The organism is Turicimonas muris, assembly GCF_002221595.1.
GTDB lineage: Bacteria > Pseudomonadota > Gammaproteobacteria > Burkholderiales > Burkholderiaceae_F > Turicimonas > Turicimonas muris.
In genome coordinates this window covers 1-25,005 of the sequence record NZ_NHMP01000003.1, presented here as the reverse complement: position 1 = coordinate 25,005, position 25,005 = coordinate 1, and the positions used below count along the sequence as shown (strand labels likewise).

General features: G+C 44.8%; 21 protein-coding genes, 1 tRNA gene and 3 rRNA genes. 17 read left to right on the top strand and 8 right to left on the bottom strand.

The features are described 5' to 3' along the window. Positions 1-53 precede the first annotated feature (53 nt). Positions 54-1,121 (top strand): isoaspartyl peptidase/L-asparaginase family protein, encoded by a 1,068-nt coding sequence (locus ADH67_RS05445; RefSeq protein WP_066592856.1) that lies wholly within the window; start codon positions 54-56, stop codon positions 1,119-1,121. A gap of 143 nt (positions 1,122-1,264) precedes the next feature. Here ADH67_RS05445 and ADH67_RS05440 read toward each other — a convergent pair whose 3' ends face one another. The 4 genes from ADH67_RS05440 to ADH67_RS13445 form a co-directional block, all read right to left on the bottom strand. Next, positions 1,265-1,576 carry a hypothetical protein gene (locus ADH67_RS05440; protein ID WP_008812115.1) on the bottom strand — a complete coding sequence of 104 codons (312 nt, stop codon included), beginning with the start codon at positions 1,574-1,576 and terminating at the stop codon, positions 1,265-1,267. Continuing rightward, positions 1,569-2,189 (bottom strand): plasmid mobilization relaxosome protein MobC, encoded by a 621-nt coding sequence (gene mobC, locus ADH67_RS05435; RefSeq protein WP_143597729.1) that lies wholly within the window; start codon positions 2,187-2,189, stop codon positions 1,569-1,571. The genes ADH67_RS05440 and mobC overlap by 8 nt, the downstream gene beginning before the upstream one ends. A 14-nt stretch (positions 2,190-2,203) precedes the next feature. Next, positions 2,204-2,527: a transcriptional repressor KorB C-terminal beta-barrel domain-containing protein gene (locus tag ADH67_RS05430; protein WP_066592854.1), complete on the bottom strand. Its 324-nt coding sequence runs from the start codon at positions 2,525-2,527 to the stop codon at positions 2,204-2,206. Between the two features lie 258 nt (positions 2,528-2,785). Then, a complete protein-coding gene (locus ADH67_RS13445; RefSeq protein WP_237307772.1) occupies positions 2,786-3,118 on the bottom strand; it encodes a hypothetical protein in 333 nt (110 codons plus the stop codon). Between ADH67_RS13445 and ltrA the strand changes: the two genes are divergently transcribed. Further along, positions 3,009-4,316, top strand: a complete 1,308-nt coding sequence (gene ltrA, locus ADH67_RS05420) for a group II intron reverse transcriptase/maturase (RefSeq protein ID WP_237307770.1) — start codon at positions 3,009-3,011, stop codon at positions 4,314-4,316. The two genes, ADH67_RS13445 and ltrA, sit on opposite strands and share 110 nt — an antisense overlap. A gap of 184 nt (positions 4,317-4,500) precedes the next feature. On the opposite strand, the gene ADH67_RS05415 is transcribed toward ltrA, so the two are convergent. Next, positions 4,501-5,544, bottom strand: a complete 1,044-nt coding sequence (locus ADH67_RS05415; RefSeq protein ID WP_236578511.1) for an IS1634 family transposase — start codon at positions 5,542-5,544, stop codon at positions 4,501-4,503. 223 nt (positions 5,545-5,767) lie between these two features. Here ADH67_RS05415 and ADH67_RS05410 point away from each other — a divergent pair, with 223 nt between their 5' ends. Next, positions 5,768-6,301, top strand: coding sequence for a hypothetical protein (locus ADH67_RS05410; protein ID WP_089275713.1), 534 nt, complete (start codon positions 5,768-5,770; stop codon positions 6,299-6,301). A 401-nt stretch (positions 6,302-6,702) separates the two neighbouring features. Further along, entirely contained in the window at positions 6,703-7,845 is a 1,143-nt protein-coding gene (locus ADH67_RS05405) for an ATP-binding protein (protein ID WP_066592847.1), read from the top strand. 116 nt (positions 7,846-7,961) lie between these two features. On the opposite strand, the gene ADH67_RS05400 is transcribed toward ADH67_RS05405, so the two are convergent. Further along, the gene (locus tag ADH67_RS05400; protein WP_066592846.1) at positions 7,962-8,312 is read right to left on the bottom strand and encodes a hypothetical protein; all 351 of its coding nucleotides are present in this window, start codon (positions 8,310-8,312) and stop codon (positions 7,962-7,964) included. Between the two features lie 12 nt (positions 8,313-8,324). Here ADH67_RS05400 and ADH67_RS13330 point away from each other — a divergent pair, with 12 nt between their 5' ends. From ADH67_RS13330 to ADH67_RS05380, 5 genes are all read left to right on the top strand, one after another. Next, complete coding sequence (locus ADH67_RS13330) at positions 8,325-8,555, top strand: hypothetical protein (protein WP_201415721.1); 231 nt, start codon at positions 8,325-8,327, stop codon at positions 8,553-8,555. A 30-nt stretch (positions 8,556-8,585) separates the two neighbouring features. Further along, complete coding sequence (locus ADH67_RS13325; RefSeq protein ID WP_201415734.1) at positions 8,586-8,921, top strand: recombinase family protein; 336 nt, start codon at positions 8,586-8,588, stop codon at positions 8,919-8,921. A gap of 56 nt (positions 8,922-8,977) precedes the next feature. After that, the gene (locus ADH67_RS05390) at positions 8,978-9,601 is read left to right on the top strand and encodes a hypothetical protein (protein WP_066592845.1); all 624 of its coding nucleotides are present in this window, start codon (positions 8,978-8,980) and stop codon (positions 9,599-9,601) included. Positions 9,602-9,803: 202 nt separating this feature from the next. Next, entirely contained in the window at positions 9,804-10,772 is a 969-nt protein-coding gene (locus ADH67_RS05385; RefSeq protein ID WP_066592843.1) for a zinc ribbon domain-containing protein, read from the top strand. A gap of 633 nt (positions 10,773-11,405) precedes the next feature. Then, on the top strand, positions 11,406-11,936 hold the full coding sequence (locus ADH67_RS05380) for a hypothetical protein (protein WP_066592840.1): 531 nt from the start codon (positions 11,406-11,408) through the stop codon (positions 11,934-11,936). 105 nt (positions 11,937-12,041) lie between these two features. On the opposite strand, the gene ADH67_RS05375 is transcribed toward ADH67_RS05380, so the two are convergent. Both ADH67_RS05375 and ADH67_RS05370 read right to left on the bottom strand, forming a co-directional pair. Next, positions 12,042-12,118, bottom strand: a tRNA-Arg gene (locus ADH67_RS05375). A gap of 73 nt (positions 12,119-12,191) precedes the next feature. After that, on the bottom strand, positions 12,192-12,605 hold the full coding sequence (locus ADH67_RS05370) for a helix-turn-helix domain-containing protein (protein ID WP_066592837.1): 414 nt from the start codon (positions 12,603-12,605) through the stop codon (positions 12,192-12,194). 227 nt (positions 12,606-12,832) lie between these two features. Here ADH67_RS05370 and ADH67_RS05365 point away from each other — a divergent pair, with 227 nt between their 5' ends. The 8 genes from ADH67_RS05365 (at position 12,833) to ADH67_RS05330 (ending at position 24,829) form a co-directional block, all read left to right on the top strand. Beyond that, positions 12,833-13,609 carry a DUF4422 domain-containing protein gene (locus ADH67_RS05365; RefSeq protein ID WP_066592835.1) on the top strand — a complete coding sequence of 259 codons (777 nt, stop codon included), beginning with the start codon at positions 12,833-12,835 and terminating at the stop codon, positions 13,607-13,609. 102 nt (positions 13,610-13,711) lie between these two features. Next, positions 13,712-15,520, top strand: a complete 1,809-nt coding sequence (locus ADH67_RS05360; RefSeq protein ID WP_084081470.1) for a sensor histidine kinase — start codon at positions 13,712-13,714, stop codon at positions 15,518-15,520. After that, on the top strand, positions 15,480-16,130 hold the full coding sequence (locus ADH67_RS05355) for a response regulator transcription factor (protein ID WP_066592827.1): 651 nt from the start codon (positions 15,480-15,482) through the stop codon (positions 16,128-16,130). The genes ADH67_RS05360 and ADH67_RS05355 overlap by 41 nt, the downstream gene beginning before the upstream one ends. A gap of 112 nt (positions 16,131-16,242) precedes the next feature. Continuing rightward, entirely contained in the window at positions 16,243-17,634 is a 1,392-nt protein-coding gene (locus ADH67_RS05350; protein WP_066592824.1) for an FAD-dependent oxidoreductase, read from the top strand. A gap of 288 nt (positions 17,635-17,922) precedes the next feature. Next, positions 17,923-19,464: ribosomal RNA gene (locus tag ADH67_RS05345) — 16S ribosomal RNA — on the top strand. A gap of 254 nt (positions 19,465-19,718) precedes the next feature. After that, positions 19,719-22,603 (top strand): 23S ribosomal RNA (locus tag ADH67_RS05340). 122 nt (positions 22,604-22,725) lie between these two features. After that, positions 22,726-22,840: ribosomal RNA gene (rrf, locus tag ADH67_RS05335) — 5S ribosomal RNA — on the top strand. The 16S, 23S and 5S rRNA genes sit together here, the layout of an rRNA operon. Before the next feature lie 357 nt (positions 22,841-23,197). Further along, on the top strand, positions 23,198-24,829 hold the full coding sequence (locus tag ADH67_RS05330) for a fumarate hydratase (RefSeq protein WP_066592822.1): 1,632 nt from the start codon (positions 23,198-23,200) through the stop codon (positions 24,827-24,829). Positions 24,830-25,005: the final 176 nt, after the last annotated feature.

The following is a 25,005-nucleotide window of genomic DNA, read 5'->3' as shown; positions in this document are numbered from 1 at the left end:
TCTTGCTGATCTTGCAAGATAAATTAGTGCTCAATAAATGCAAAGGATTGAACATGAAGAAACAACTTCTTGCTATGGCTCTTGGTCTCACGTTTGCAGTTGCTGCAAACGCCGCTGACGCACAGTATCGCCTTGTTATTCACGGTGGCGCCGGCAACATTACTGCTGACCGTTTTACCCCTGAACAACAAGCTGAATACCATGCAGGTCTCCAAAAGGCCCTTCTTGCTGGTAACAAAGTTTTAGCTAGCGGTGGTACGGCTATTGATGCAGTGAAGGCTGCTATCAACCAAATGGAACTCAATCCGATCTTTAATGCTGGTCGTGGTGCTGTGTTCACAAATGAAGGTAAGAACGAACTTGACTCTTCTATCATGGACGGTAAGACCCTTATGGCAGGTGCCGTTGCTGGTGTTACCAATATTAAGCACCCGATTAATTGTGCAGACATCGTTCGCACGAAGTCTCCTCACGTTATGATGGCGACGAAGGGCGCAGAAAAGTTCTGTGCTCAAAACGGTGCAGAAACGGTTGATCCGAAGTGGTTCTTCACGCAAAACCGTTATGACCAGCTCAAGAAAGCTCAAGAAAAAGAACAAGTTATTCTTGACCACGATGGCGCTACAAAGAAAAAGACTGCCAACGCAGAGCTCTACATTGATCCGTTAATGTATGACTATAAGTATGGTACGGTTGGTGCTGTTGCCTTAGATAAAGACGGTAACCTTGCAGCAGGTACCTCCACGGGTGGTATGACCAATAAGCGCTATGGTCGCATCGGTGACAGTCCTGTGATTGGTGCTGGTACCTATGCTAATAATAAGTCCGTAGCAGTATCTGCAACGGGTTCTGGCGAAATGTTCATCCGTACGTCTGCCGCTTACAATGTTCACTCCCGTTACACGCACTTAGGTGAAAATGTTCAAAAGGCTGGTGACGCAGTGATCAAAGAAATCGGTGACATCAAGGGCACGGGCGGTATGATTATTCTCGACGCTAAGGGTAACTTCGCCTTCCCGATGAACTCCGGTGGTATGCACCGCGGTATGATCGACTCTAAGGGCGTCCCGATGACCGCTATGTTCGGTGATGAACAATTGCGTCATTTCAAAGCTAAGTAATCTATAGCCTATCGGATGGGGTGGCGATAAGCCACCCTTCCACACCACCGGGCATACGGGTCCGTACACGGCGGTTCCTCTAAACATCTAGCCCTACAAGTCCGTCAAGCAGAGCCATCCATGCTTGCGTTTTGGGGCTAATTTTATCTTGTTTCTCGGGCTCTTCTTCTTTCAACTTGAGAGTCCGTATTTTGCGGCTCCGGGCAATTCGCATTCGGCCCGACAAATTTGAATTGCTCAGTGAGCACTTTCCTCAAAAATTGCTTTCGGGTTTCGCATTCTGAATACTGCCAGCGCAGACTCTCTACCAAACGAGAGTCGGAAAATAAACGAGGTTTGCTCAGCTGCTCTATGGCGTCCAAAACGTCCTTGGCTTCTATGAAAATAGCGACATCTCGGCGCCCGGCAAGCTCGGCCCGCTTTTCTTCAAGCCACTTCTTGACTGACTCATTCATTTTCCTTCTCCGTTTTCTTTACCGCTGATCTTATTTTTAACCTATCTTTATGCTGCAAAAGAAATTCGTCAATCTCTTTGATATGCAGACCTATTTTTTGATCCAGCTGTTTGAGGACTGCCGGTATCGCAGCAATGTCTGACGGATTTAATTCTCCCGATTTATTCTGTTCATTCAAAACTCTGGCTATCTGGTTCAAGTTCACGCCGATCCGATTCAGTGAAAGAGTTGAATCGGATATAAGCTGATACTGTTTAGGATCAATCTGGGATTTATTCAAAAGCAATTCTCTGACAGCTGATACGATTAGTGCCTGACGGGTTTGTCCTCTGACAGTCGCTAATTTTCTGATGGCTTCAAGCTCGCTTTTTGTCATTCTAAGAATGATCGACGATTTATCCTCTTCGCTGCTTTCTCTTTCAACATCAAGAGATACTTTTAGCTCCGGCAGGTTAAGAGACTCCTTTATGACTTCTTTTATGACGAAGTGGGTATAGGCAGAAAGATTCATATTGTTTAGCCGGGCAAGCTGCTTCCAGATGTCTTTTTCTTCCTGCGTCAGCCATACACTCATTGATGTTTTATCTTTATTCATACCGAGACTAAGGGGCACTGGGCCCCTTCTTATCAAGCTTCTATGATCCGATTTAACGTCACGTCTTCAGCGGGAACTTCTTCTTCCGTACCGTCCTCATATTTCACAACGACGAACCCATCCAACGTTTTTTTCTTATAAAGCAGTTCGCATTCTCTGCCTTCTATCAAGCATAGGATCACGGGTTTTTTATAAGTAGATTCTTCAGATTGCTCCTGCAAAAAATCATCCGCAGCCGTTTCAAGTTCTTCAGATTCGTCAGAATGTTGTCTTTCTTCGGATGTGGTCTTTTCTTCATAGTTGTCAATTGAAACGCTTTCCTTGGGCGTTTCAATCTCTTCTTGTGCGCTCGGCATGAGCGAACTCTACAGGGTGGAAGTCCCGAAGTGCAGGCGGTGGCGCCAAGCACATAGCCAGAGGCAAGGCCTGAACCGCGAGGTTCCGACTGAAGGAAGCCCGAGGCAAACCATTGACCTTACGAACAGAAACGGTCTCAGGCATATGCTGTCGGGTAAGACTGCAAGACAAGTTGAAGCCCAAAGGCCACACGGAGATGGCAGTGTAAAGACCGAAGGTACATGATGGGAAAGAGTTCGTTCTTACCCGAGGAGAACTCACGGACGCAAGCCATTTGGCTTGGCGGAGTAAAGCTTGTCGTGAGTGGTCAGCAGACGGCGTAGTACTCGGTAGCAGTAACCGAGGAAGGCCTGAATCTTAGCGGAGTGTGTTACTGCAACTACGACAAAGGGAATTATGGATAGAAACAATGAAAAACCTTCATGCGGGCGAGGGGCACGGAATGCGGCCAAACCTGCACAAAAGGATCCGCCCGCGTCCATAGGAGCAGAAGAAGACACACATAACCTCAATTTATACGCAAGCATCACCTTAGAGGCGATACTGGAGCCCACTAATCTGAAGGAAGCGCTCAAAAGAGTAATAGCCAACAGAGGGGCTCCCGGAGTTGACGGTATGGAAGTCGGGCAATTGCTCGACTGGATACGCAGCCACCCCGGCCAGCTTACAAAGGCGATTAAGGAGGGAACTTACAGGCCCTCCCCTGTGAAAAGAGCAAGCATTCCGAAAGAAGAACCCGGAAAGTTCCGAGATCTGGGAATCCCAACAGTCATAGACCGTCTAGTGCAACAGGCAACCGCCCAAGTACTCGACTGGGCCTATGACAGGGACTTCTCGGATCGGAGCTTCGGGTTCAGACGGAACATGCGGGCTCACCATGCTCTCAGAGTCATAACAGCAGAAGCCGATCAAGGCTATCGATGGGCAGTGGACATGGACTTAGCCAAATTCTTTGACACGGTGAACCACAGCCGACTAATCAGAAAGCTGTCACTCAAAATCAAAGACGGCAGGGTCATTTCGCTGATACACAAGATGCTTCGATCGGGAGTCCAAATTAAGGGGGAGATCAAACCCACGGAAATAGGACTTATGCAAGGCGGCCCACTGTCACCGCTCCTTGCCAACATCTACCTAGATGAACTGGACAAGGAATTGGAAAAGCGCGGCCACCGCTTTGCAAGATACGCTGATGACCTGATCTGCATCTGTAAGAGTAGAAGAACGGCAGAAAGAACGCTGGCAAGTCTGACAAGATTTGTACAGGAAAAGATGCTGTTGAAAGTAAACCGGGAAAAGTCGCATGTGGCCTATATATCGAGCCCGCAAACGAAATTCTTAGGGTACGGCTTCTACTACAGTCGGACAAAAAGAGAGGTAAGACTGACAATCCATGAAAAGAGCAAACAAAAGCTCAAGGATACGATCAGGAAATTACTCTCTCGGAGTCCGAAAACGAGCATAGAGAGTGTGAAACAGCTACTAGCGCAAAAGCTTCGGAGGTGGATGAACTACTTCCAATTAGCAGACGTCCAAAGATGGACGCAAGGGGTGGATCGGTGGATACGACGTCGCATCCGCCAACTCTTGTGGAAAACTTGGAAAAAGGTAAAAACAAGAATCAGGGCCCTGGTGAAACTGGGGGCGGACCCTAATCAAGCTTATTACTGGGGTTGTACCCGAAAGGGCTATTGGCGGATATCCAACAGCCACATTCTCACGACCACTCTGACCACGGACTTCCTCAAACAAAGAGGATGGTCATGGTTGGGATGTTTTAGAGGTTAAAACGTTAAGAAACCGCTGAAAAACCAAGGTGACTTGGCCTACCAGACCGGTACGGGCAGCGGTGTGAGAGGGTGTTCGCTGGAAATCAGCGAAACCCTACTCGATCTAATAATTTTACAATTTTAATTGGTCACCAAACTGGTCACTAAATTCTTCTTTAAGTTGCTATCTATTTGAATTTAAATTAGTTTAAATTCTCCCCCTCTCCGTCGTCTTTGCAAATAAACTCCTCCCAGTTGTCAGGATCCAAAATTTGAGCCTTTATTTCCGCTGCAGAGTTTTTAAATTTCTGAGCAATAACGAAGTCGCAGCCAATTTCTTTGAGAGCAAATAGGTTCTCAGCGCAATTCAAACCACGGTCAGCAACCACAATCAGCTGTTTGAGATGATAGGTATTTTTTATTTTCTTAATCAACGGCACCATCGTCTCGAATTCACTGGTGTTGCCTGCAAAGAGTTCATAGTCAATGGGGATGCCGTTCTCATCCATAACAAGTCCAAGCACGACCTGAACCTCGTTAACCTTATGATCTTTGCTTAGACCGAAATCCTTGTATTCAGAGACACTGCGGCTCTCAAAACTGTAGGTGGTCACATCGTAAAAGGCAGCCGTGACAGTCCTTTTTGTTCTTTTCTGGATTTCTTTATTTAAATGTCTGACGATGGTTTTCTTATCTTCTTGAAGCACATCGAGAACTTTATACAAATCTTCGAGATGATCGACTTGGCCGTGATCAATGATGCTATGAGCACGGTTATTAAAGCTTTTCAACTTACTTGAGGGATTTAAGAACCTCTGCTCAGTCAGAAGGTAAGCAGTCTGGTCATAGGGATATTGGATTTTTCTGCCTTTTTGAAGATGGCGGAACATCTCCGGCATTTTTAAATCTAACCACACCTTCCTTATAAGAGCCGAGCCAACATTGAGGCTCTTGAAATTGCCCGGTTTCTCGTTAAGACCTTTAGCAGAATCAGCCAACTTATCCATTCTTCTTTTGGCTTGATTTTCAAGTTCCAGAGATTTGTTCTGAGCTTCTAGAGCATTCTCCTTAGCAATGCGTTCTTTGAGTCTTTCCACATACTGAGGATCTTTTTCTAAAGCGGCATCAAGTCTGCCGTGGTTTTCAATTATTCGAGAACGAGGTTGTCCTTTTTCATTTCGATAACTCGAATAGACACGGATGTATTGATGATTTTTAACTTTAACCACTGAAACATGCAAAGGCATTTTTCCGACTCCGACTACTGTAAGGATATTATACCTGAATTTTTTAAAACACGCTACTTTTACGCTACAAAGACGGTAAATTTTTTGCAGAGGAACCCAGAGCGCGTCTGGTCTCATCTGCAAAAATAGGTGTCAAACTCGGGAAGATCCTATAAATTTTTACACAAGAATTTGGTCTGAAAAGGTTACAGACTATGATATTTACGATGAAGTACTTTTGGAAATGGCAAATGCCTACGAAGATGGGAAAAACTGGAAAGGAATTCGAGATGGTGCTTTTTTCATTGGCAACGTTATCAAAGATATTTTTTTTGACAACCCCCTCCGTCAACCTATACTGATTAGAGAAGGTCTGGTATCTTTCAAATGTGAATCTGTGAAAATGCGATTGGAATCGGGTCGAGTTATCACTCTTTTTGATCATTATCCAATCTCATATCCTGATGATCAAAAAAAGGACAAAGATAAAGAGACTTCAGTTTTTAATTATCTTTTTCCGAATGAAACATCCAACGTGGTTATCGAAGGGATGGAACAATGGGATTCTCAGCAAGGGGCCCCCAAGAATGATGCTGGGTATGTGTATTTTTTAAGCGGAGGAAAGGTTTTGTCTTTTCAATTTTCATACAAACGCCCTGGTGAGGGGAGGATTTGCCTACATGATGTTTCGGAAAATGAATTTTTTTCTAATACATTTCAAAAGATTCAAAATGCAAAGAAGCTGAAAGAGATAAGATCCGAAGCTTCTGAAGCATAGAGGGAGAGTAGGGTTGTATAGGAACTGAAAAACCGAACGTTTTTAAAGCTCGGCTCAAATATTTTGCATCACCGAACGGTTTCTGTTTTTGACTTTTTTCTCATAATTCCGATAATCTTACACCTCTAAACCAGCATTTCCTTTCTTCACCGACACTGCTGGCTTCCAGAGGATTAAATTTTTTCTTTACGCCAATATCCTCTTTCTTATCTCCGATACCTTATTTCACAATATCGGTAGCTACACTCAGCACCAAGATTACTGGGACCTCAGACTAAAAATTGACTTTCCGTATGGTTAAATCTATTTGAGTTATAGACCGACTTTTCCATATCATAATATAGAAATTAGCCTACTTTTCCATATTACAATATAGAAAAGTTGGTAATTGAGGTGGAAAGGTGTCTGAATACGTAAATCGTTTACTAACAAATCGTGTAGAAGACGTTCCAAAAAATAAGGCAGTTATTATTTTTGGAGCGAGGCAAGTCGGAAAAACTACTCTTCTCAAACATATCTTTAGAAATGAAAAAACACGTTGGTTCACAGGTGACGATCCGAGCGACGTAAACTTTCTTTCCTCAATATCTTCTACGCCTGACTTAAAGATGCTGCTTGACAGCGCCAAAAACATCATTATCGATGAAGCTCAACGCATTCCAAGTGTAGGAATGCTTATTAAGCGTGTTATTGATCTTGAGTCTTCCACAAGACTGTTTGTCACTGGTTCAAGCTCTCTGGATCTTGCCGGAGGCGTTTATGAATCAGCTACAGGACGCGTTAGACCTCTTACTTTGTGGCCGCTTTCAGCCGAAGAAATTGCGCTTCATTCTTCCTGGTTCGATGTAGTTCGTTCACTGCCGGAACGAATGATTCTCGGCAACTATCCTTCAGTTGTTCTTAATCCGAAGGAGGCAAAAGAAAATTTAAAGACTTATATCGACGGAGTACTTTTCAAAGATATTTTCGCTTATGCAGGAGTTCGCAAGCATCCATCCTTTATGCGCTTGGTACAGGTGCTCGCTTACCGGATTGGCTCTCTTTCTACCACTGACTCTTTAGCCAGAGAGTGCGGTCTGAATGCAGGAACCATCGAGTCATACCTAGGGCTGCTCGAAGAATGCTTCATCATTAAGGTGCTTCCGTCTTTTGCCAGAAATCTTGCTAATGAACTTCGAAAATCTAAAAAGATTTATTTTTGTGATCTTGGCATCCGGAACGCCATCATTAATAACTTTTCTCCTTTTAGTACACGAACGCCCGAAGAACAGGGCATGCTTTTTGAAAACTACTTCATTATCGAACGGATTAAGCTTCACTCTTATTCTAACTCCTTCGTTTCTCACTACTTTTGGAGAAATAAATCAGCGAGTGAAATTGATTTGATTGAGGAAAAAGACAATCAAATCCATGCATTTGAACTCAAGCTCTCGCGAGATCACGTAAAAGTCCCTCCGACATTTGCAAAAGCCTATCCAGAGGCATCTTTTGACGTTGTCAATGAAAAGAATTTTTATCAGTTTCTTTCCTCGACCGCTCTTTAACTCAATTTTTTAGTTCAACCGCCGAAAAATTCAAGATTTTCTATCAACCTTGTCCCGACGTATTGATCCGGACAAGGTGAGCTAATAAAAAGAGATTGGAAAACTTTTTTGGCAGGTTAAAAGACATAAGTCAGACTAAAGTCAAGCCTTCCTCTTGAAATTTGCTCAACTTCTTTATCACGAAGATGTCTTTTCAGCGGGAAAGGAAGAGTTAAAGAAAAGGAGAGTTTGTTTCTCCAATACCAGTCCAAACCTATGCCGGTTCCTGTGAGCCAACGCTGCTTATTAATGGAATGGCCGGAGAGCCGTCCAAAATCGAAGAAGGCCTTAGCATTTAGATCCCAGGGTTGAAATCGATAATACATTTCTGTGTTGATTGTCCATCCATTCTCTGCACCAATGATATCGATAGGGTTAAAAACTAGCCATGAAATTGTTGTGTAATCTTGTACAAATAAGGATAACACCCACCTTTTCAGATGAAGCGTCTAGATTTTTCTCTCCTGTCAGTAGGCGAATTAGTAGCTAAATTAGGTGTTACCTCAGCAACCATCTGCCGCTGGTGCCGTGCCGGTAAATTAACGGAGACCCTCCGAACTGTCGGGAACCATCGTCGTTTTGCTTCTTGCTCTTTCTCTCATTTAAGCAGCATCGGATATGCCCGAGTCTCCAGCCACGATCAAAAATCTGACCTTCAGTCCCAAATTTAACGCCTTAAAGACAGTGACTGCGATGAAGTTATCTCTGATCTCGGCTCCGGATTAAACTGCAAAAAGCCGGGATTAAAGAAGCTTTTGGAGGCCATCTGGAGCGGTACTGTGAGCTCTCTTACTTTGACTCATGCCGATCGTCTTTTACGGTTCGGAAAGGAATTGGTTTTCTACCGGTGCAAACAGTTTAATGTCTCGATTCAGATTCTCGATGACCCGGAAGGAGAAGCCTTTGAAACTGAACTGGTTAAGGATGTAATTACGCTGATGACTGTGTTCTCGGCTCATCTTTATGGCAAAAGAAGCTGGAAGAATCGACGGGCCCTAGAACAAACGCAACCGAATTCTATGCCGACTGGTAATTAGATGAATTCCTTACCGACAAGCACCCCCTGGTTCGTGTAAAGTGTGTGGGGGAGGGGATGAAGACCGTAAATTCTCTACCATTAACAGTAACGCGTTTATTCGCGCCGATTCCTCCTGAGACTCAGGCGGAGTTGGATTTGTTGTGTGAGCTTTACGGTAGAACATTGCAGAAGTTCCAAATGGCTTTCTGCACTCACGAGCTCAGACAAAAAGTTTGGAACTGGCGCGCCTTCGGAGATGAATTGGTTTATTTCCTAAATCTTCCGCAGCCGAAGTTCGAAACTTTGCTTGAAGATCTCAAAGCGCAAGGGAAACGAGCTCAAGCTGAACTTTTAAAGTTTCTGCGTTCTCAGCAGATCTCAGAAGGGCCGCGCCTGCAGGCCCGTCATTGGAAACTGTGCCTAGACGAGGCCAGCCAAGGACTTCGTACCTATTGGCAGACTGTAAAAGCAGAGTTAAAAAGACAATGGGGAAGGTTTTTCGGCCGATATTCCAACGAGCCCAAAACACTTATCTATATCAATTGGATTCTAAGAGAGACTGAGCAGCAGTTCTACATGGCTTCTCAAGGAAAAGTTCCATATCCTCAGCCTCCTAAGCTCAATCCAAAAGAAACGGACGCTGAAGAAAGATACCGGGAGCGGCTGGCAGCCTTTGAGAAACTGAAAAAAAGACATTGAAACTGTTAAAAGGTATGCCGTTGCCAAACGGGTCTATTGCGCAATCAAGAAAGTTCGTAAAAAGATACGGCTTCCTCACTGCCGGCTTACTTCCAACAGGGCAGACTTTGACAGCAGCTGCTGGAGACTAAATTCTAAAGACTAGAATGAGTTAAGGCTGACGTCATATGCCGAAGGGAACAAGAAACGGGCGCCCGTTGCATTGCGCATCCTTGGCAAAGGAGCACTCAGAGGAACTATTCAGCTCATTAAAAAACTCGACGTCTACGAACTGAGAGTCTGCCGTGAAGCCTTATGCAAACCGGAAAGGACTGAAGGAGAGATTGTAGGCTTCGATACCGGTTACACGGAAGTCGCAGCTTTAAGCAACGGAGCGTTTGTCGGGCAAAAGTTCGGGGAGAAGCTCACCCGGTTCTCAGACTATTGCAAGGATAAAGGCCAGAAGAGAAATAAACTTTGGGCCAAAGCCAGAGAGTTAGAAAGCTCGGCTAAAGAGAAAGACAGGAGAAAAGCACAAAATATATTTAAACATAACCTTGGCCGCAAAAAACACAATGCGAAATATCAAAGAGCGCAAGACTCAATCAAACAGGAAATCAATAAAGCGATAAATTCCATTGTGCAAGGCAAAGGAGACGGGTTAGAAGGCGTAAAAGTCAAAGAGCTCGTCATCGAAAAGCTCTCTGCTCATATGGGGAAGACAAGAAGTAAAAACTGGAACCGAAGGCTTTCAAGCTGGGCCCGAGGATATATCCGGAAGTGTCTTGAGCAGAAATGCAAACAGTTTGGCATCAGGCTTACTCAGGTAAATGCGTGTCACAGCTCTCGAGTTTGTCCAGCCTGTTTTTACCCATCCAAAGACAACAGAGTCTCGACAGATCGTGTGAAGTGCCGTAATTGCAGCTATGAGGGCCACGCTGATACGTGTGCTGCGAAGGAAATATTACGTAGGCGAAGCGGGGAGATACCACTATATGCCCCGCCCGGGAAGGTATTTGAGATGCTGATGGTGCAGTACAAACGCGGGTTGGAAGTGCCTAAGGCACCACCGTTTTCCTGCAAGACTCAACTTAATGAGAGCGAAGGGGAGAAGAAAAGCTTGTATTCTCGCGATGATCAAGTTTTTTCAACTTCTCAAAAACGGCAAACTGTAGCTTGTATATCCCAGTAAGCTTCCCTGACTTTTTATGACCATTGCAGTGAAAGAGTTCTGCATTCCCGTCATGCTCGGGAGCTCCAATGTTCCGCTTACTCTCAATTTGCCAAGAGAGTTAGTGGAGGATAACTTAGTAACTATAAATATTCCGGGAGGAAATTAGAGAAAGGCAAGACTCCCGAAGATCTTCAAAAATCCTCGGGAGTTTTATTTGTTGAGAAGCTGCCTCTATACTCCCGGGTGCTACTCTTATTTTTCTATTGAGTCTCAAACCACAAATTTGAACTTGTAAAAAGAATTTTGACTCGAAAGCTCAAACTTGTGCCATAAGAGGAAGTTTTTTTCTTCCCTCATCAAGCTTTTCCCAAGGTGCCATTTTTTTCTCAAAGTGCCAAAAAACCCAACTTGATGCAGCGCCTCTAAGACAAATTTTAAATTTTGCGACAAAATAGTGTACAATAAAGTGTAAAATATTTAATTTCTGAGACCAATGGGTTAATTCTTAATCGTTCCAAAGAATCTAAAGAGCACTGATTTTGGTCAGGATTGGGCTTTTTTTGTGCCGATTTTTTGTCCAGTGCTCCGAAGGACGAGCCGCATATTTCTGCAAACGGCTTTGTTTTCTAACGAATTTTATTGGAACGAGCAATGAGAACATTGAAACAATTCAGAAAATTTTCCAAGAACCCAGCTTTTGTTGCTAGAGGTCGCTTGCCATTCATCGAATTTTTTCAACCCATTATTTTTGGCTATGAGCCGGAGAGGCTTTACAGCGGTGAAGTAAGATTACCGGTCGCCGCCGAGAGAAAGCTGATTGGATACGTTAGATTTGTGCCTAACCACCCGGACCAATCAGAATTTGTGAGCGTCTCATCCGTCTGCACTTTGTCTAAAGGTGCCGACATCGCTAGAGGAGGAAATAACAAGGATTACATTTTCTGGTTATGGCTAAACTCTTGCCGAATCTGCTCGGACTACGTGACAAAGGCACAGTCAGAGGAAAGGAAGGACGTAATAGAAGCCGTCCGAGTCACCTATAAAAACAAAGTAGTACCTATCTATTTCATTGAACACGTCTGTGAGGCGGTCCTGACCGCTGAAGAGACCGTAAGAGTGCTTCGGAATAAATGGCAGGCACAGAGAGCCTTGTTAGAGAGCAGGGAGAACGCAGTGTTTTAGACAAGACCCTTCTCAGTGAGAACATCCGATGAAGGCCTAGAAATCTAGTGGAGGAGTGTAGAAAACAGGAGGTCCGAGAAGCAGTTAAGCGTCTCGGACCATCATTGGCGCGCCAGGCAGGATTCGAACCCACGACCCCTTGGTTCGTAGCCAAGTACTCTATCCAACTGAGCTACTGGCGCAACTTTTTTTTATTCTAACACTGGAAAAGTGAAATAACTAAAAAATTATTAAAGCAGCAAAGAAAAAAAAGATTTAGGCGCCTGTCTCGGGCGTTTGCTCAGCTTTACTCGGAATCTTTTTACTTCTCATTATTTCTTGTTTTGTTTTCGCGGCAAGTAAAAGCGCTTTAGCAATATGGATGAGAATCTGTCTATCTTTGACCGAGAGCTCTTTTAAGACAGAATCTTCCGGCAAGAAACTTGCGCTGCCGGTTCTCTCATTTGTACGGCCCAGAAGATAATCAGTCGAAACACGAAGAACATTTGCCAGTTTCACAAGTCCATACAGAGTGGGCATTCTGTTACTGTCAGCCTTTTCGTACAAAGACAACACCGGCTGAGGAATATCGCAAAGACGAGCAAGTTCCGCTTGCGTCATTTGGTTTTCCAATCTTAGCTCTTGTAATCTTTGTGATAACCCAGCTCTGACTTGCGGGTCGTTCTCCATAAATTGACCTCCTAATCGCCATCCCATATTTTTAGGATGTGCAGGGATTTTAATCTAAATTTATTGGTTAATTCAAGATGGGCCGTAATTCCTAGGACATCGGAGGAAAAATACTCTTTCTAACTCTAGAAAAAATAAACGTTTTTTCTACTTTGTAAATAATAGAACGATTTGCAAAAAGAAGAAATCGATTAAACTTTTCAAGTTGAAATATTAGGTCTGAGGATATGTCGATTAAGATTTTTATAGCGACTCACAAAAATTATGAGATGCCTGATGACGACATATATATTCCTTTAGAAGTCGGGGCCTCATTACGGAAAGATCTAGGACTCAAGGGAGTTCGAGATAATACCGGTCTGAATATTTCAGAAAAGAATCCGAATTATTGTGAGCTGACCGGTTACTTTTGGATCTGGAAAAATATCAAGGATGCCAATGTCGTTGGCCTTGTTCACTATCGAAGATATTTCAAGGGAAACTCTAAAGTTCAAGGAAAGTTTGCCAATATCTTGGACGCTCAAGAGATTGAGAATTGCTTACGAGATTATCAAGTCATCTTGCCCGTGAAGAGAAATTACTTCGTCGAAACTGTCCGAAGTCAATATGTTCATGCACATCATGAAGAAGATCTTCTTGCATTAGAAAAGGCTATGAGGAAGATTTGTCCGACTTATCTTCCTGCTTTTGAGCAAGTAATGAATTCTAAGAAACTTCATTTGCTTAATATGTTTGTGATGAAAAAGGAACTCTTCGACGAGTATTGCACGTGGCTTTTTTCAGTTTTGGCGCAAGTTGAGAATACTTTGAATATTTCGGAGTATTCAAAAAATGATGCTCGGGTTTATGGCTTTCTCTCCGAGAGACTTCTGGATGTTTGGTTGATAAAGAATAAGATTAGATATTGCGAGTTACCTGTCTTGAATCTTGAACCTGTGAATTGGCCTCAAAAGATTGCGAAGTTTTTGATTAGAAAAGCAGGTTTAAAAAAATTAATAGAATAGAAAAAAATTTTTCAAGCCGACACGCATAAGAAATATACCTATTGTTATATTGAACCGTCTTTATTACATTCTTACCATAAAAAAAATAAAACGAGAATAGGTGTGAAGCAATCCCAAATCAAATTTGCCCTTCTGGCATTGCTTTTTGTCTTTTCCAGCCAGGGCTTACCATCAGAAAATAAACCGACTGTAACCATCGGGTTGGTGGATACTTTTTCGCCTACTTTTTTCATAGAGTCTTATTCTCCGACCGTCGATCATTTGATGGAGAGACTTACACAATATCAATTCAATTTAGTCGATATAAATCCGGGCAACATACTGGAAGATATAGAGAGGTACAAGCCGGATTTTTTAATTTCAAATGCGTTTACTTATGTCAGCCTGATGCAGACCCACGGAGCCCTTCAGGTCGCGACTAAAGAGAATAAAGAGACTTCGAATTTCACGGATTCAGTAGCTTCAACCATTATCGTAAGATCGGACAGTTCGATAAAAACTTTAGCGGATGCAAGAGGGAAAAAAGCAGCAGTTTCAGATTTGGAAAGTTTTGGAGGTTGGCTTATTGCCAAAGGGGAGCTGCTTTCTGCAGGTTACAACCCGGACAAGTTTTTTTCAGAGATCATCGAGACGAAATATGGTGTACCGGATGTATTCCTTCTTTTAAAACACGGTTTCGTGACTGTTGGAGTGGTTGAAAGCTGTGAGCTGGAGAAAGCTATCCAGTCCGGACAGATAAAAGAAGGAGATTTTAGGGTTCTTAATCAACGTCTCAACCCGCAAAAATGTTTAGTTAGTACTCCGGGATACCCGGATGTTGTCTTTTTTTCCTTAGCCGGAGTTGCGCCCAGTATCACTAAGGACGTTACAGTTGAGTTGTTGACTATGCCTTCGGTAGGCTTAGATTTCAACTGGACGATCACAAATAACTTCCTTCCAACGTACAACTTGATGCAGTCTCTCAGACTGGGACCATTTAGACATGACTCGGCGTGGTCGGTAAAGTTTTTAATGGAGAAATATAAAAACGAGATTTATTTTGCGGTTTTACTGCTGTTTTTTCTCTTATTGCATGTATTTCAAATTAATTACTTGGTTCGAAAACGCACGGGTCAGCTAAGCAAAGCCCTGAAAGAGACTAAGAAGTTTTATTTGGAATCTCAGAAAAGCAAACAAAAGCTGCATGCTCTGGAAAGAATGAGCATTGTTTCTCAGATATCCAGCATGTTCGCGCATGAAATTAAACAGCCGATTACGAACATTGGTTACTATGCCGGAGCACTGAGTATGCTTCTGGAACAAAAGCCAACAAAAGACAACAGGGCGCAAGAAATCATTACGCTCTTGCAAAATGAACTGCAAAAATCGACTCAAATCGTTGAGCATGTCAGAAGCTTGGTTAAGAAAAGACCTAAAGAAAAAAAGATTTGCGATCTGGGAGTGGTTGTTAGCAATGCTTTAGGGCAAGGCTTATATGCCCAAGCTGTTGAAAATAACGTTCCTAAAGGAGAATTCTTTACTCTCGGAGATGCTTTTGAACTGGAATTTATCGTTCTCAATTTTGTAAGAAATGCCAAAAGCGCTGTTAAGGGAGTTGCTAATCCCCACATCTTGGTTTCTGTATCGGAAGCGGGGGCTTTTTGGAAATTAAGCGTAGCGGACGATGGACCAAAACTTGATCAGCAAGGTTTCGAAAATTTAGGAAAAGCCATCCAAAGCAGCAAACCTGATGGACTGGGCTTTGGTTTGTCAATATGCAATGCGATTGCAGAATCATCCGGCGGACATTTAGAGTTTGAAAGAGGAGAAACGTCGGGAGTGATAGCTAGTTTATTTGTAGAAAAATTTATAACAAAAGAGGGACTCAGAGATGACGAAGATAACTCAATCATTAATACGGTTGGTGGATGATGACGAAAGTGTTCTGAAAGCTCAGTCTCTTTTTTTAGAAATGGCAGGCTTCAAGGTCAAGTCATACAATTCGGCGTTATCCTTTTTAGAAAAAGATGATTTTTCTGTGACGGGCTGCATCGTTCTGGATGTCCGTATGCCGCATATGTCCGGAATTGAATTGCAGAATGAGTTAATTAGAAGAAGGTGCGATCTTCCTATTATTTTTCTGTCTGCTCATGGCGATATAGAAATGGCAGTTGAAGCCGTTCATAAGGGAGCTAAAACGTTTTTGGTTAAGCCTCCTCGTCTTGATAAACTTCTGGAATACATAAAAGAAGCTGTAGAGGAACACAGAGAGAGACAGAAGGGAAGAAGATTCGCAGAATTTTTGATGAATCAATGGAATTCCTTAACCGAGGCCGAACGGCAAGTAGCCGATATGGTTGCAAAAGGACTTACTAACAATATGATAAGTCTTGTATTGGAAATTACGGAGAGAACCGTACGATCCCATCGTTCGAGTATTTATGAAAAGCTGGAAGTAGAGAATGCTGCAGAACTTTCTGGATTTTTAAACGATTTAAATCGATATCGCAAAGCATATTTGCCGAACAATCCTAATCAATAAATCAAGATAAATTTCGGTACGGATTTTCAGGATTGAACGGTTTGTTTTCCTACACTCTCTTGCAGGTTGTGGCGTCACTAAAACAACAACGATAATTCACTGTGAGGTATATATGAAGCGAAGGGATTTCCTCTTTACAACTTTAATAGCAGGTTTTCCTGTAGCCGCTTTGTCGTCAGAAGATGAGTATGCCCCGCGATATGTAGATGTCATTGTTGTCGGTGCCGGAGCAGGAGGTCTTACGGCGGCATACAGTGCAGCGTTAAAAGGAGCGTCTGTGCTGCTTTTAGAGAAGATGCCAAAGCTGGGAGGAGATACTTTCTTATCCGGCGGCTATTTCAACGCCGTTCTTACTCCTGAAGAATCTTCCTGGTTCCCCGATTATCCTCCGGACAGCATTGAACTTTACACTTCCCAAATAAATCAGCTCGCCGAAGGCTTAAATTCTCCCAAATTAGCTCGAACTTTGGCAGAAAACAGCCGTGATTCTCTTGAGTGGCTTAAGAAATTGGGAATACGATTTTTGCCAACGCCTTATCATGTCTACGGAGGAAAATATCCCCGGTCTTTTCTGACAGAAACAGGCAACGGTAGGATCTATATTCAGGTCTTAGCGGAAGCATGTTTATCCAAGAGAGTGCAAGTGTCTACGAACTCTCGGGTCATCTCTTTAATCAAAGGAAACGAGGACAATAGAATTGTCGGCGTGATTGCACAGGGACCAGAAGGTCCAAGCACGGTTTTTGCCCGTAAAGGAATTGTTCTAGCTTCCGGCGGATTTGGTGCGAATAGTTCTAAGTTAAGAGAGATGGTTCCGTGGGCTGCTGATTTAGGTACAGATTCCAACCCCGGAGCGACGGGAGATCTTCACGATGCTGTTTATGCGGTAGGCGGAAAATTAACAAATATGCATTTTGTGGAGTGCGTACCAGGTTCGTCAGCGCACGAAAATAATCCTGTTCGTCTGGATTACAACCCGAGAAAGTTCATCTTTGTTAATGAAAACGGCAAAAGATTCGTAAATGAAGAGCTTCCGAGAGGAAAAATTTCGGAAGCGTACTTTAACGGCGGCTTCAAACGCTGTTATTCCATAGTCGACAATCAAACGGTTCAAGAAATTCAGCTCAACAGAAAAAAGAATGTTTATAAAGGCCTCTACAAGAATATGGTTTGGAGAGGAAATAGCGTTGAAGAACTTGCGAGAAAGTTAAACATTCCAGAGGAAAACCTGTTTCAAACAATTCAAGAATGTCAATTTGATAAACAAATTCTGACACCTCCTTTCTGGGCTGCAAATGTCGTTTTTAAAATACATTTGACTTTAGGAGGTGTAGAAATCAATGAAAAGGCCCAAGTGTTGGATGAGCTGGGCAAACCCATTACCGGGCTATGGGCTTGCGGTCAGGTAATCGGCAACCTACACGGCAAATACCGACTCGGAGGCAATGGTATTAATTGTGCTGTAGTGTTCGGACGCTTGGCTGCTAAAAACTTGACTCAATAAAAATTACAATTCTTTACATCGGTTTTGGTTGTGATAGTTGACGAGTGAAAAAATTGTCTGTAATATTCAAATTCTGCGCTGACGAAAACAAGTTGTTTCGAAAGCGACTTAAGAGTGAATCTTAAGTAAAGTTCTTTAAAAATTTATCGACGAACCGATAAGAGCGGGCACTTAAGTTTAAGAGCGAAAGCAAAGAGATTAAATTTAAGAAGCTCGCTTTGTGAGGCAAACGGAGTAGGAAATGCTCCGTCAAAACCGAAACGAAGAGTAAGAGCGACAACAGAGATTAAACAAAAGAGTTTGATCCTGGCTCAGATTGAACGCTGGCGGAACGCTTTACACATGCAAGTCGAACGGTAACGAGGAGGAAAGCTTGCTTTCCTCTGTCGACGAGTGGCGAACGGGTGAGTAAGACATCGGAACGTATCCGCTCGTGGGGGACAACTTCCCGAAAGGGGAGCTAATACCGCATGAGATCCGAGGATGAAAGAGGGGGACCCGCGAGGGCCTCTCGCGAGCGGAGCGGCCGATGACTGATTAGCTAGTTGGTAAGGTAAAGGCTTACCAAGGCGACGATCAGTAGCTGGTCTGAGAGGACGACCAGCCACACTGGGACTGAGACACGGCCCAGACTCCTACGGGAGGCAGCAGTGGGGAATTTTGGACAATGGGCGCAAGCCTGATCCAGCTATTCCGCGTGTGGGAAGACGGCCTTCGGGTTGTAAACCACTTTTGTAGAGAACGAAAAGTCTATTGATAATACCGATAGACGATGACGGTACTCTAAGAATAAGCACCGGCTAACTACGTGCCAGCAGCCGCGGTAATACGTAGGGTGCGAGCGTTAATCGGAATTACTGGGCGTAAAGGGTGTGCAGGCGGTTTTGCAAGATGGATGTGAAAGCCCCGGGCTTAACCTGGGAAAGCCATACATGACTGCAAGACTAGAGTGCGTCAGAGGGGGGTGGAATTCCAAGTGTAGCAGTGAAATGCGTAGATATTTGGAAGAACACCGATGGCGAAGGCAGCCCCCTGGGACGCAACTGACGCTCATACACGAAAGCGTGGGGAGCAAACAGGATTAGATACCCTGGTAGTCCACGCCCTAAACGATGTCAACTAGTTGTTGGGAGGTAAAACTTTCAGTAACGCAGCTAACGCGAGAAGTTGACCGCCTGGGAAGTACGGTCGCAAGACTAAAACTCAAAGGAATTGACGGGGACCCGCACAAGCGGTGGATGATGTGGATTAATTCGATGCAACGCGAAAAACCTTACCTACCCTTGACATGGCAGACAACTCCTTGTAATGAGGAGAGCTCGCAAGAGGATCTGCACACAGGTGCTGCATGGCTGTCGTCAGCTCGTGTCGTGAGATGTTGGGTTAAGTCCCGCAACGAGCGCAACCCTTGTCACTAGTTGCTACGAAAGGGCACTCTAGTGAGACTGCCGGTGACAAACCGGAGGAAGGTGGGGATGACGTCAAGTCCTCATGGCCCTTATGGGTAGGGCTTCACACGTCATACAATGGTCGGAACAGAGGGCAGCGAAGCCGAGAGGCGGAGCAAATCCCAGAAAACCGATCGTAGTCCGGATTGCAGTCTGCAACTCGACTGCATGAAGTCGGAATCGCTAGTAATCGCGGATCAGCATGCCGCGGTGAATACGTTCCCGGGTCTTGTACACACCGCCCGTCAAACAATGGGAGTGGTGTTTACCAGAAGTCGTTAGCCTAACCGCAAGGAGGGCGGCGACCACGGTGAGCACCGTGACTAATGTTAAGTCGTAACAAGGTAGCCGTACCGGAAGGTGCGGCTGGATCACCTCCTTTCAAGAGTTTTTGCTTGAAGATTTGAGTGTCCGCTCTTATCGGCAGTCGATAGATTGAAGAAGATAGTTCTTTAAAAAATCGGAAATTTGAATCAATTGAAAACGTTTATGGAAACGTAAACGGGAAAAGATTGACGAGTCATAACAAAGCAAAACTTTGTGAGAAACTTGAAAGCGAAGACATAAACAGCGTAATGGGAACAGCGTTTAGCGGTTGCTTGTAACGCTGCCGGGCAATAGGCGGCAGGGTTATAGGATCAAGCGACTAAGTGCATGTGGTGGATGCCTTGGCGATCACAGGCGAAGAAAGACGTGGCAGCCTGCGAAAAGCTGCGGGGAGCTGGCAAACGAGCATAGATCCGCAGATATCTGAATGGGGGAACCCAGCCCGATAAGGGTTATCGCATGATGAATCCATAGTCATGCGAGGCGAACGAGGAGAACTGAAACATCTAAGTATCCTCAGGAAAAGAAATCAACCGAGATTCCGGCAGTAGCGGCGAGCGAACCCGGAGGAGCCTAGTTTTTGATAGTTTGGATAATAGAAGAATGAGATGGAAAGCTCAGCCAGAGAAGGTGATAGCCCTGTATTTAAAATTGTCCGAATGGTACTAAGGAAACGAGAAGTAAGGCGGGACACGAGGAATCCTGTCTGAAGAAGGGGGGACCATCCTCCAAGGCTAAATACTAGTGATCGACCGATAGTGAACCAGTACCGTGAGGGAAAGGCGAAAAGAACCCCGGGAGGGGAGTGAAATAGAACCTGAAACCGCATGCATACAAACAGTAGGAGCCTTTTTTTGAGGTGACTGCGTACCTTTTGCATAATGGGTCAGCGACTTACATTCTGTGGCGAGGTTAACCGAATAGGGAAGCCGAAGCGAAAGCGAGTTCGAATAGAGCGAAAAGTCGCAGGGTGTAGACCCGAAACCAGATGAGCTATCCATGGCCAGGTTGAAGGTGTGGTAACACACACTGGAGGACCGAACCGACTAGTGTTGCAAAATTAGCGGATGAGCTGTGGATAGGGGTGAAAGGCCAAACAAATCTGGAGATAGCTGGTTCTCCCCGAAAACTATTGAGGTAGTGCCTCGTGTGAAGGCTCCAGGGGGTAGAGCACTGTTTTGGCTAGGGGGACATGTAGTCTTACCAAACCAAGGCAAACTCCGAATACCTGGAAGCTATACACGGGAGACAGAGCACCGGGTGCTAACGTCCGGACTCAAAAGGGAAACAACCCAGACCGCCGGCTAAGGTCCCCAATAGCAGCTAAGTGGAAAACGAAGTGGAAAGGCCGTGACAACCAGGAAGTTGGCTTAGAAGCAGCCATCCTTCAAAGAAAGCGTAATAGCTCACTGGTCGAGTCTTTCTGCGCGGAAGATGTAACGGGGCTAAGCTGCTAACCGAAGCCGCGGATGCATGGAAAAATCCATGCGTGGTAGGGGAGCGTTCTGTAAGTCTGAGAAGGCGGATTGAGAAGTCTGCTGGAGATATCAGAAGTGCGAATGCTGACATGAGTAACGTTAAAGAGGGTGAAAAGCCCTCTCGCCGCAAGCCCAAGGTTTCCTGCTCTACGTTCATCGGAGCAGGGTGAGTCGGCCCCTAAGGTCAGGCCGAAAGGCGTAGCCGATGGGAACCGGGTTAATATTCCCGGACCGCTGTCAGATGCGAAGGGGTGACGGAGAGGCTAAGGTCATCCGAGTGTTGGACTACTCGGTACTTAGACGAGGACGGTTGGCAGGCAAATCCGCCAACGGATCGTCCGGATCGGAAGTGGTGCTCCCACGGGAGCGAAGTGATTGGAAACTCTTCCAGGAAAAACCTCTAAGCTACAGTCTGAGAGGACCGTACCGCAAACCGACACTGGTGGGCGAGCTGAATATGCTCAGGCGCTTGAGAGAACTCGGGAGAAGGAACTCGGCAAATTGACACCGTAACTTCGGAAGAAGGTGTGCCGCAGTAGCGTGAGAGGAGAGACACCTTGAGCGTGAGACGGTCTCAGAGAATAGGTGGCTGCGACTGTTTATTAAAAACACAGCACTCTGCAAAGTCGAAAGACGACGTATAGGGTGTGATGCCTGCCCGGTGCTGGAAGATTAATTGATGGGCTGAGAGGCCTTGATCGAAGTCCCAGTAAACGGCGGCCGTAACTATAACGGTCCTAAGGTAGCGAAATTCCTTGTCGGGTAAGTTCCGACCTGCACGAATGGCATAACGATGGCCACACTGTCTCCTCCCGAGACTCAGTGAAGTTGAAGTGTTTGTGATGATGCAATCTACCCGCGGCTAGACGGAAAGACCCCATGAACCTTTACTGCAGCTTTGCATTGAACTGTGAACCGATTTGTGTAGGATAGGTGGGAGACAGAGAAAGAGGAGCGCCAGCTCCTCTGGAGTCAACCTTGAAATACCACCCTGATTTGTTTGCGGTTCTAACCAAGACAGGACCACACTGTTTGGGACCGTGCATGGTAGGCAGTTTGACTGGGGCGGTCTCCTCCTAAAGGGTAACGGAGGAGTACGAAGGTACGCTAGGTACGGTCGGAAATCGTGCTGATAGTGCAATGGCAAAAGCGTGCTTGACTGCGAGAGCTACAACTCGAGCAGATGCGAAAGCAGGTCATAGTGATCCGGTGGCACTGAATGGAAGGGCCATCGCTCAACGGATAAAAGGTACTCTGGGGATAACAGGCTGATACCGCCCAAGAGTTCATATCGACGGCGGTGTTTGGCACCTCGATGTCGGCTCATCTCATCCTGGGGCTGAAGTCGGTCCCAAGGGTATGGCTGTTCGCCATTTAAAGAGGTACGTGAGCTGGGTTTAAAACGTCGTGAGACAGTTTGGTCCCTATCTGCCGTGGGCGTTGGAAGATTGACGGGGGCTGCTCCTAGTACGAGAGGACCGGAGTGGACGCACCTCTGGTGTACCGGTTGTCACGCCAGTGGCATAGCCGGGTAGCTAAGTGCGGAAGAGATAACCGCTGAAAGCATCTAAGCGGGAAACTTGCCTGAAGATGAGTCTTCCCGGAGGTAAAACCTCCCAAAAGAGTCGTTCGAGACCAGGACGTCGATAGGTCAGGTGTGTAAGTGCTGTAAGGCATTGAGCTAACTGATACTAATTGCTCGTGAGGCTTGATCCTATAACCGTGAAGCTTAAAGCCCGCGTTGGTTGTAGCAAGTAAAGTTAAACAAAGCAGAGCTTAAATGCTCGTCAAGATTGATAAGAATTTCCGAGCATCGAAAGATGCAGAACAAGTTAAAGCCCGGAGGCCATAGCAGGGTGGAACCACTCCTTCCCATCCCGAACAGGACAGTGAAACGCCTCCACGCCGATGATAGTGAGTTGTATTTCTTGCGAAAGTAGGTAGCCTCCGGGCTCAATTATTTAAAACAGACCCTCGAAGTCATTGCGACTCCGAGGGTTTTGTTTTTGCTGGAAATAAATTTTCGTTTGTTATTTCAAACAAAATAATTAGTAAATACACTAATATCTGTCTTATTTTAGTTATAGCCTAAATAAGTTATTATCTATTTATTGATTTTTATATATTTAAATTTAACCTATTAATTTATTTCTAGATTTTGTAATTTCTTCTTCTTTTATTTGTGAGTTGTTCATCCGAAAGATATACGGGTTTATATTAACTAAAGGTTAATTATTTTACATTTATTCATAAAATCGGTGTATCTTTACGGACACAGTCAGTCTTTAGAAATTATTTAAGGAGATTTGCATGGCAGAAACCCCTTCCTTCAACTATGCTCCAATGTTCCAAATGGGAGAAGATAAGACCGAATATTATCGGTTAACAGATAAATTTGTCTCCCTTGGAGAGTTTGAAGGCCAACCTATTCTAAAAATCGAAAAAGAAGGTATCACAACTCTTATTCATCAGGCTTTTAAAGATGTGAACTTCCTTTTGAGAAGATCTCACAATGAAGCTGTTGCCAAGATTCTTCATGACCCGGAAGCTTCCGATAACGATAAATACGTAGCAGTCACGATGCTTAGAAATGCTCAGATCTCTGCTAATCGTGTTTTGCCTATCTGCCAGGATACCGGTACAGCAATCATTCATGGTGAAAAAGGCCAGCAGGTTTGGACAGGCTTTGATGACGCTGAAGCAATCAGTAAAGGAGTTTATGACACCTACACAACAGAGGCTCTGCGTTATTCTCAGAATGCTCCTCTGACAATGTACAAAGAAGTTAATACCCGCTGCAATCTTCCTGCTCAGATCGATATTGAAGCAGTAGAAGGTATGGAATACAACTTCCTTTGCGTCGTCAAAGGCGGCGGTTCCGCTAACAAGTCTTATCTCTTCCAGAAGACTAAAGCTATTCTTAATCCGGATGCCTTAATTCCGTTCTTGATGCAGCAGATCAAGGATCTCGGTACAGCCGCTTGCCCTCCGTATCACATTGCTATTGTCATCGGCGGTACATCTGCTGAAAAGACAATGCTTACGGTCAAACTTGCTTCTACTCACTTCTATGACTCTCTTCCGACAACAGGCGACGAAACCGGCAGAGCTTTCAGAGATCTTGAATTAGAAGAAAAGCTTCTCGAAATGACAAACAATATTGGTTTGGGCGCTCAGTTCGGCGGTAAGTATTTGGCCCATGATATTCGTGTAGTCCGCTTGCCTCGTCATGGCGCTAGCTGCCCGATCGGTATCGGTGTTAGCTGCTCTGCCGACCGTAACGTCAAGTGCAAGATCACCGCTGAAGGCTTGTTCATTGAAAAATTAGATGAAAATCCTGAAGAATTGATCCCTGAAGAATACAAGAACGAAGGTTCTGACACCGGTGTTCAGATTGACTTGAACAAACCGATGGATGAAATCAGAAAAGAACTCTCTAAGTACCCAGTCTCTACACGTGTTTCTATGACAGGCAAGATCATTGTTGCTCGCGACATTGCTCACGCTAAACTCAAAGAACGTTTAGACAGGGGCGAAGAACTTCCTGATTACATTAAGAACCATCCTGTTCTCTATGCCGGACCGGCTAAGACACCTGCAGGTTATGCTTGCGGTGCAATGGGCCCGACAACGGCTAACCGTATGGATCCGTATGCTGATCCGTTCATGGCTGCCGGCGGCTCTCACGTTATGATTGCTAAAGGCAACAGAACCCAAGTAGTTACTGATGCTTGTAAGAAACACGGCGGCTTCTATCTCGGAACCATCGGCGGTGTTGCCGCAGCATTGGCCGACTCTTCCATCAAGAGCATCAAGTGCATTGAATACCCTGAGCTTGGTATGGAAGCTGTTTATGAAATTGAAGTTGAAAACTTCCCGGCCTTCATCCTCGTTGATGACAAAGGAAACGACTTCTTTACTCAATTAAAACCGCTTAAGTAAAGTTTTGCTTGACCTTTGATTGAATTTCCGCGGGCTTAGTCTCGCGGACTTTTTTGTGTGCTCGGCATGAGTGCAATCTAAAGGGTGAAAGTCCCGAGCTCGCCCGCTAGTGGGAAGAGCTAGCGAATCTGCAAGGTGTGTGCAGTGATGTACAGGCTGAAAGAAGCAGATAGCAA

Excerpts from the sequence above, each read along its gene's own strand:
- ADH67_RS05445 (WP_066592856.1), top strand. The coding sequence starts at position 54 with ATGAAGAAACAACTTCTTGCTATGGCTCTTGGTCTCACGTTTGCAGTT.
- ADH67_RS05440 (WP_008812115.1), bottom strand. The coding sequence starts at position 1,576 with ATGAATGAGTCAGTCAAGAAGTGGCTTGAAGAAAAGCGGGCCGAGCTT.
- ADH67_RS05430 (WP_066592854.1), bottom strand. The coding sequence starts at position 2,527 with ATGCCGAGCGCACAAGAAGAGATTGAAACGCCCAAGGAAAGCGTTTCA.
- ADH67_RS05415 (WP_236578511.1), bottom strand. The coding sequence starts at position 5,544 with ATGCCTTTGCATGTTTCAGTGGTTAAAGTTAAAAATCATCAATACATC.
- ADH67_RS05410 (WP_089275713.1), top strand. The coding sequence starts at position 5,768 with ATGGCAAATGCCTACGAAGATGGGAAAAACTGGAAAGGAATTCGAGAT.
- ADH67_RS13330 (WP_201415721.1), top strand. The coding sequence starts at position 8,325 with ATGAAGCGTCTAGATTTTTCTCTCCTGTCAGTAGGCGAATTAGTAGCT.
- ADH67_RS05390 (WP_066592845.1), top strand. The coding sequence starts at position 8,978 with ATGAAGACCGTAAATTCTCTACCATTAACAGTAACGCGTTTATTCGCG.
- ADH67_RS05380 (WP_066592840.1), top strand. The coding sequence starts at position 11,406 with ATGAGAACATTGAAACAATTCAGAAAATTTTCCAAGAACCCAGCTTTT.
- ADH67_RS05370 (WP_066592837.1), bottom strand. The coding sequence starts at position 12,605 with ATGGAGAACGACCCGCAAGTCAGAGCTGGGTTATCACAAAGATTACAA.
- ADH67_RS05365 (WP_066592835.1), top strand. The coding sequence starts at position 12,833 with ATGTCGATTAAGATTTTTATAGCGACTCACAAAAATTATGAGATGCCT.
- ADH67_RS05355 (WP_066592827.1), top strand. The coding sequence starts at position 15,480 with ATGACGAAGATAACTCAATCATTAATACGGTTGGTGGATGATGACGAA.
- ADH67_RS05350 (WP_066592824.1), top strand. The coding sequence starts at position 16,243 with ATGAAGCGAAGGGATTTCCTCTTTACAACTTTAATAGCAGGTTTTCCT.
- ADH67_RS05330 (WP_066592822.1), top strand. The coding sequence starts at position 23,198 with ATGGCAGAAACCCCTTCCTTCAACTATGCTCCAATGTTCCAAATGGGA.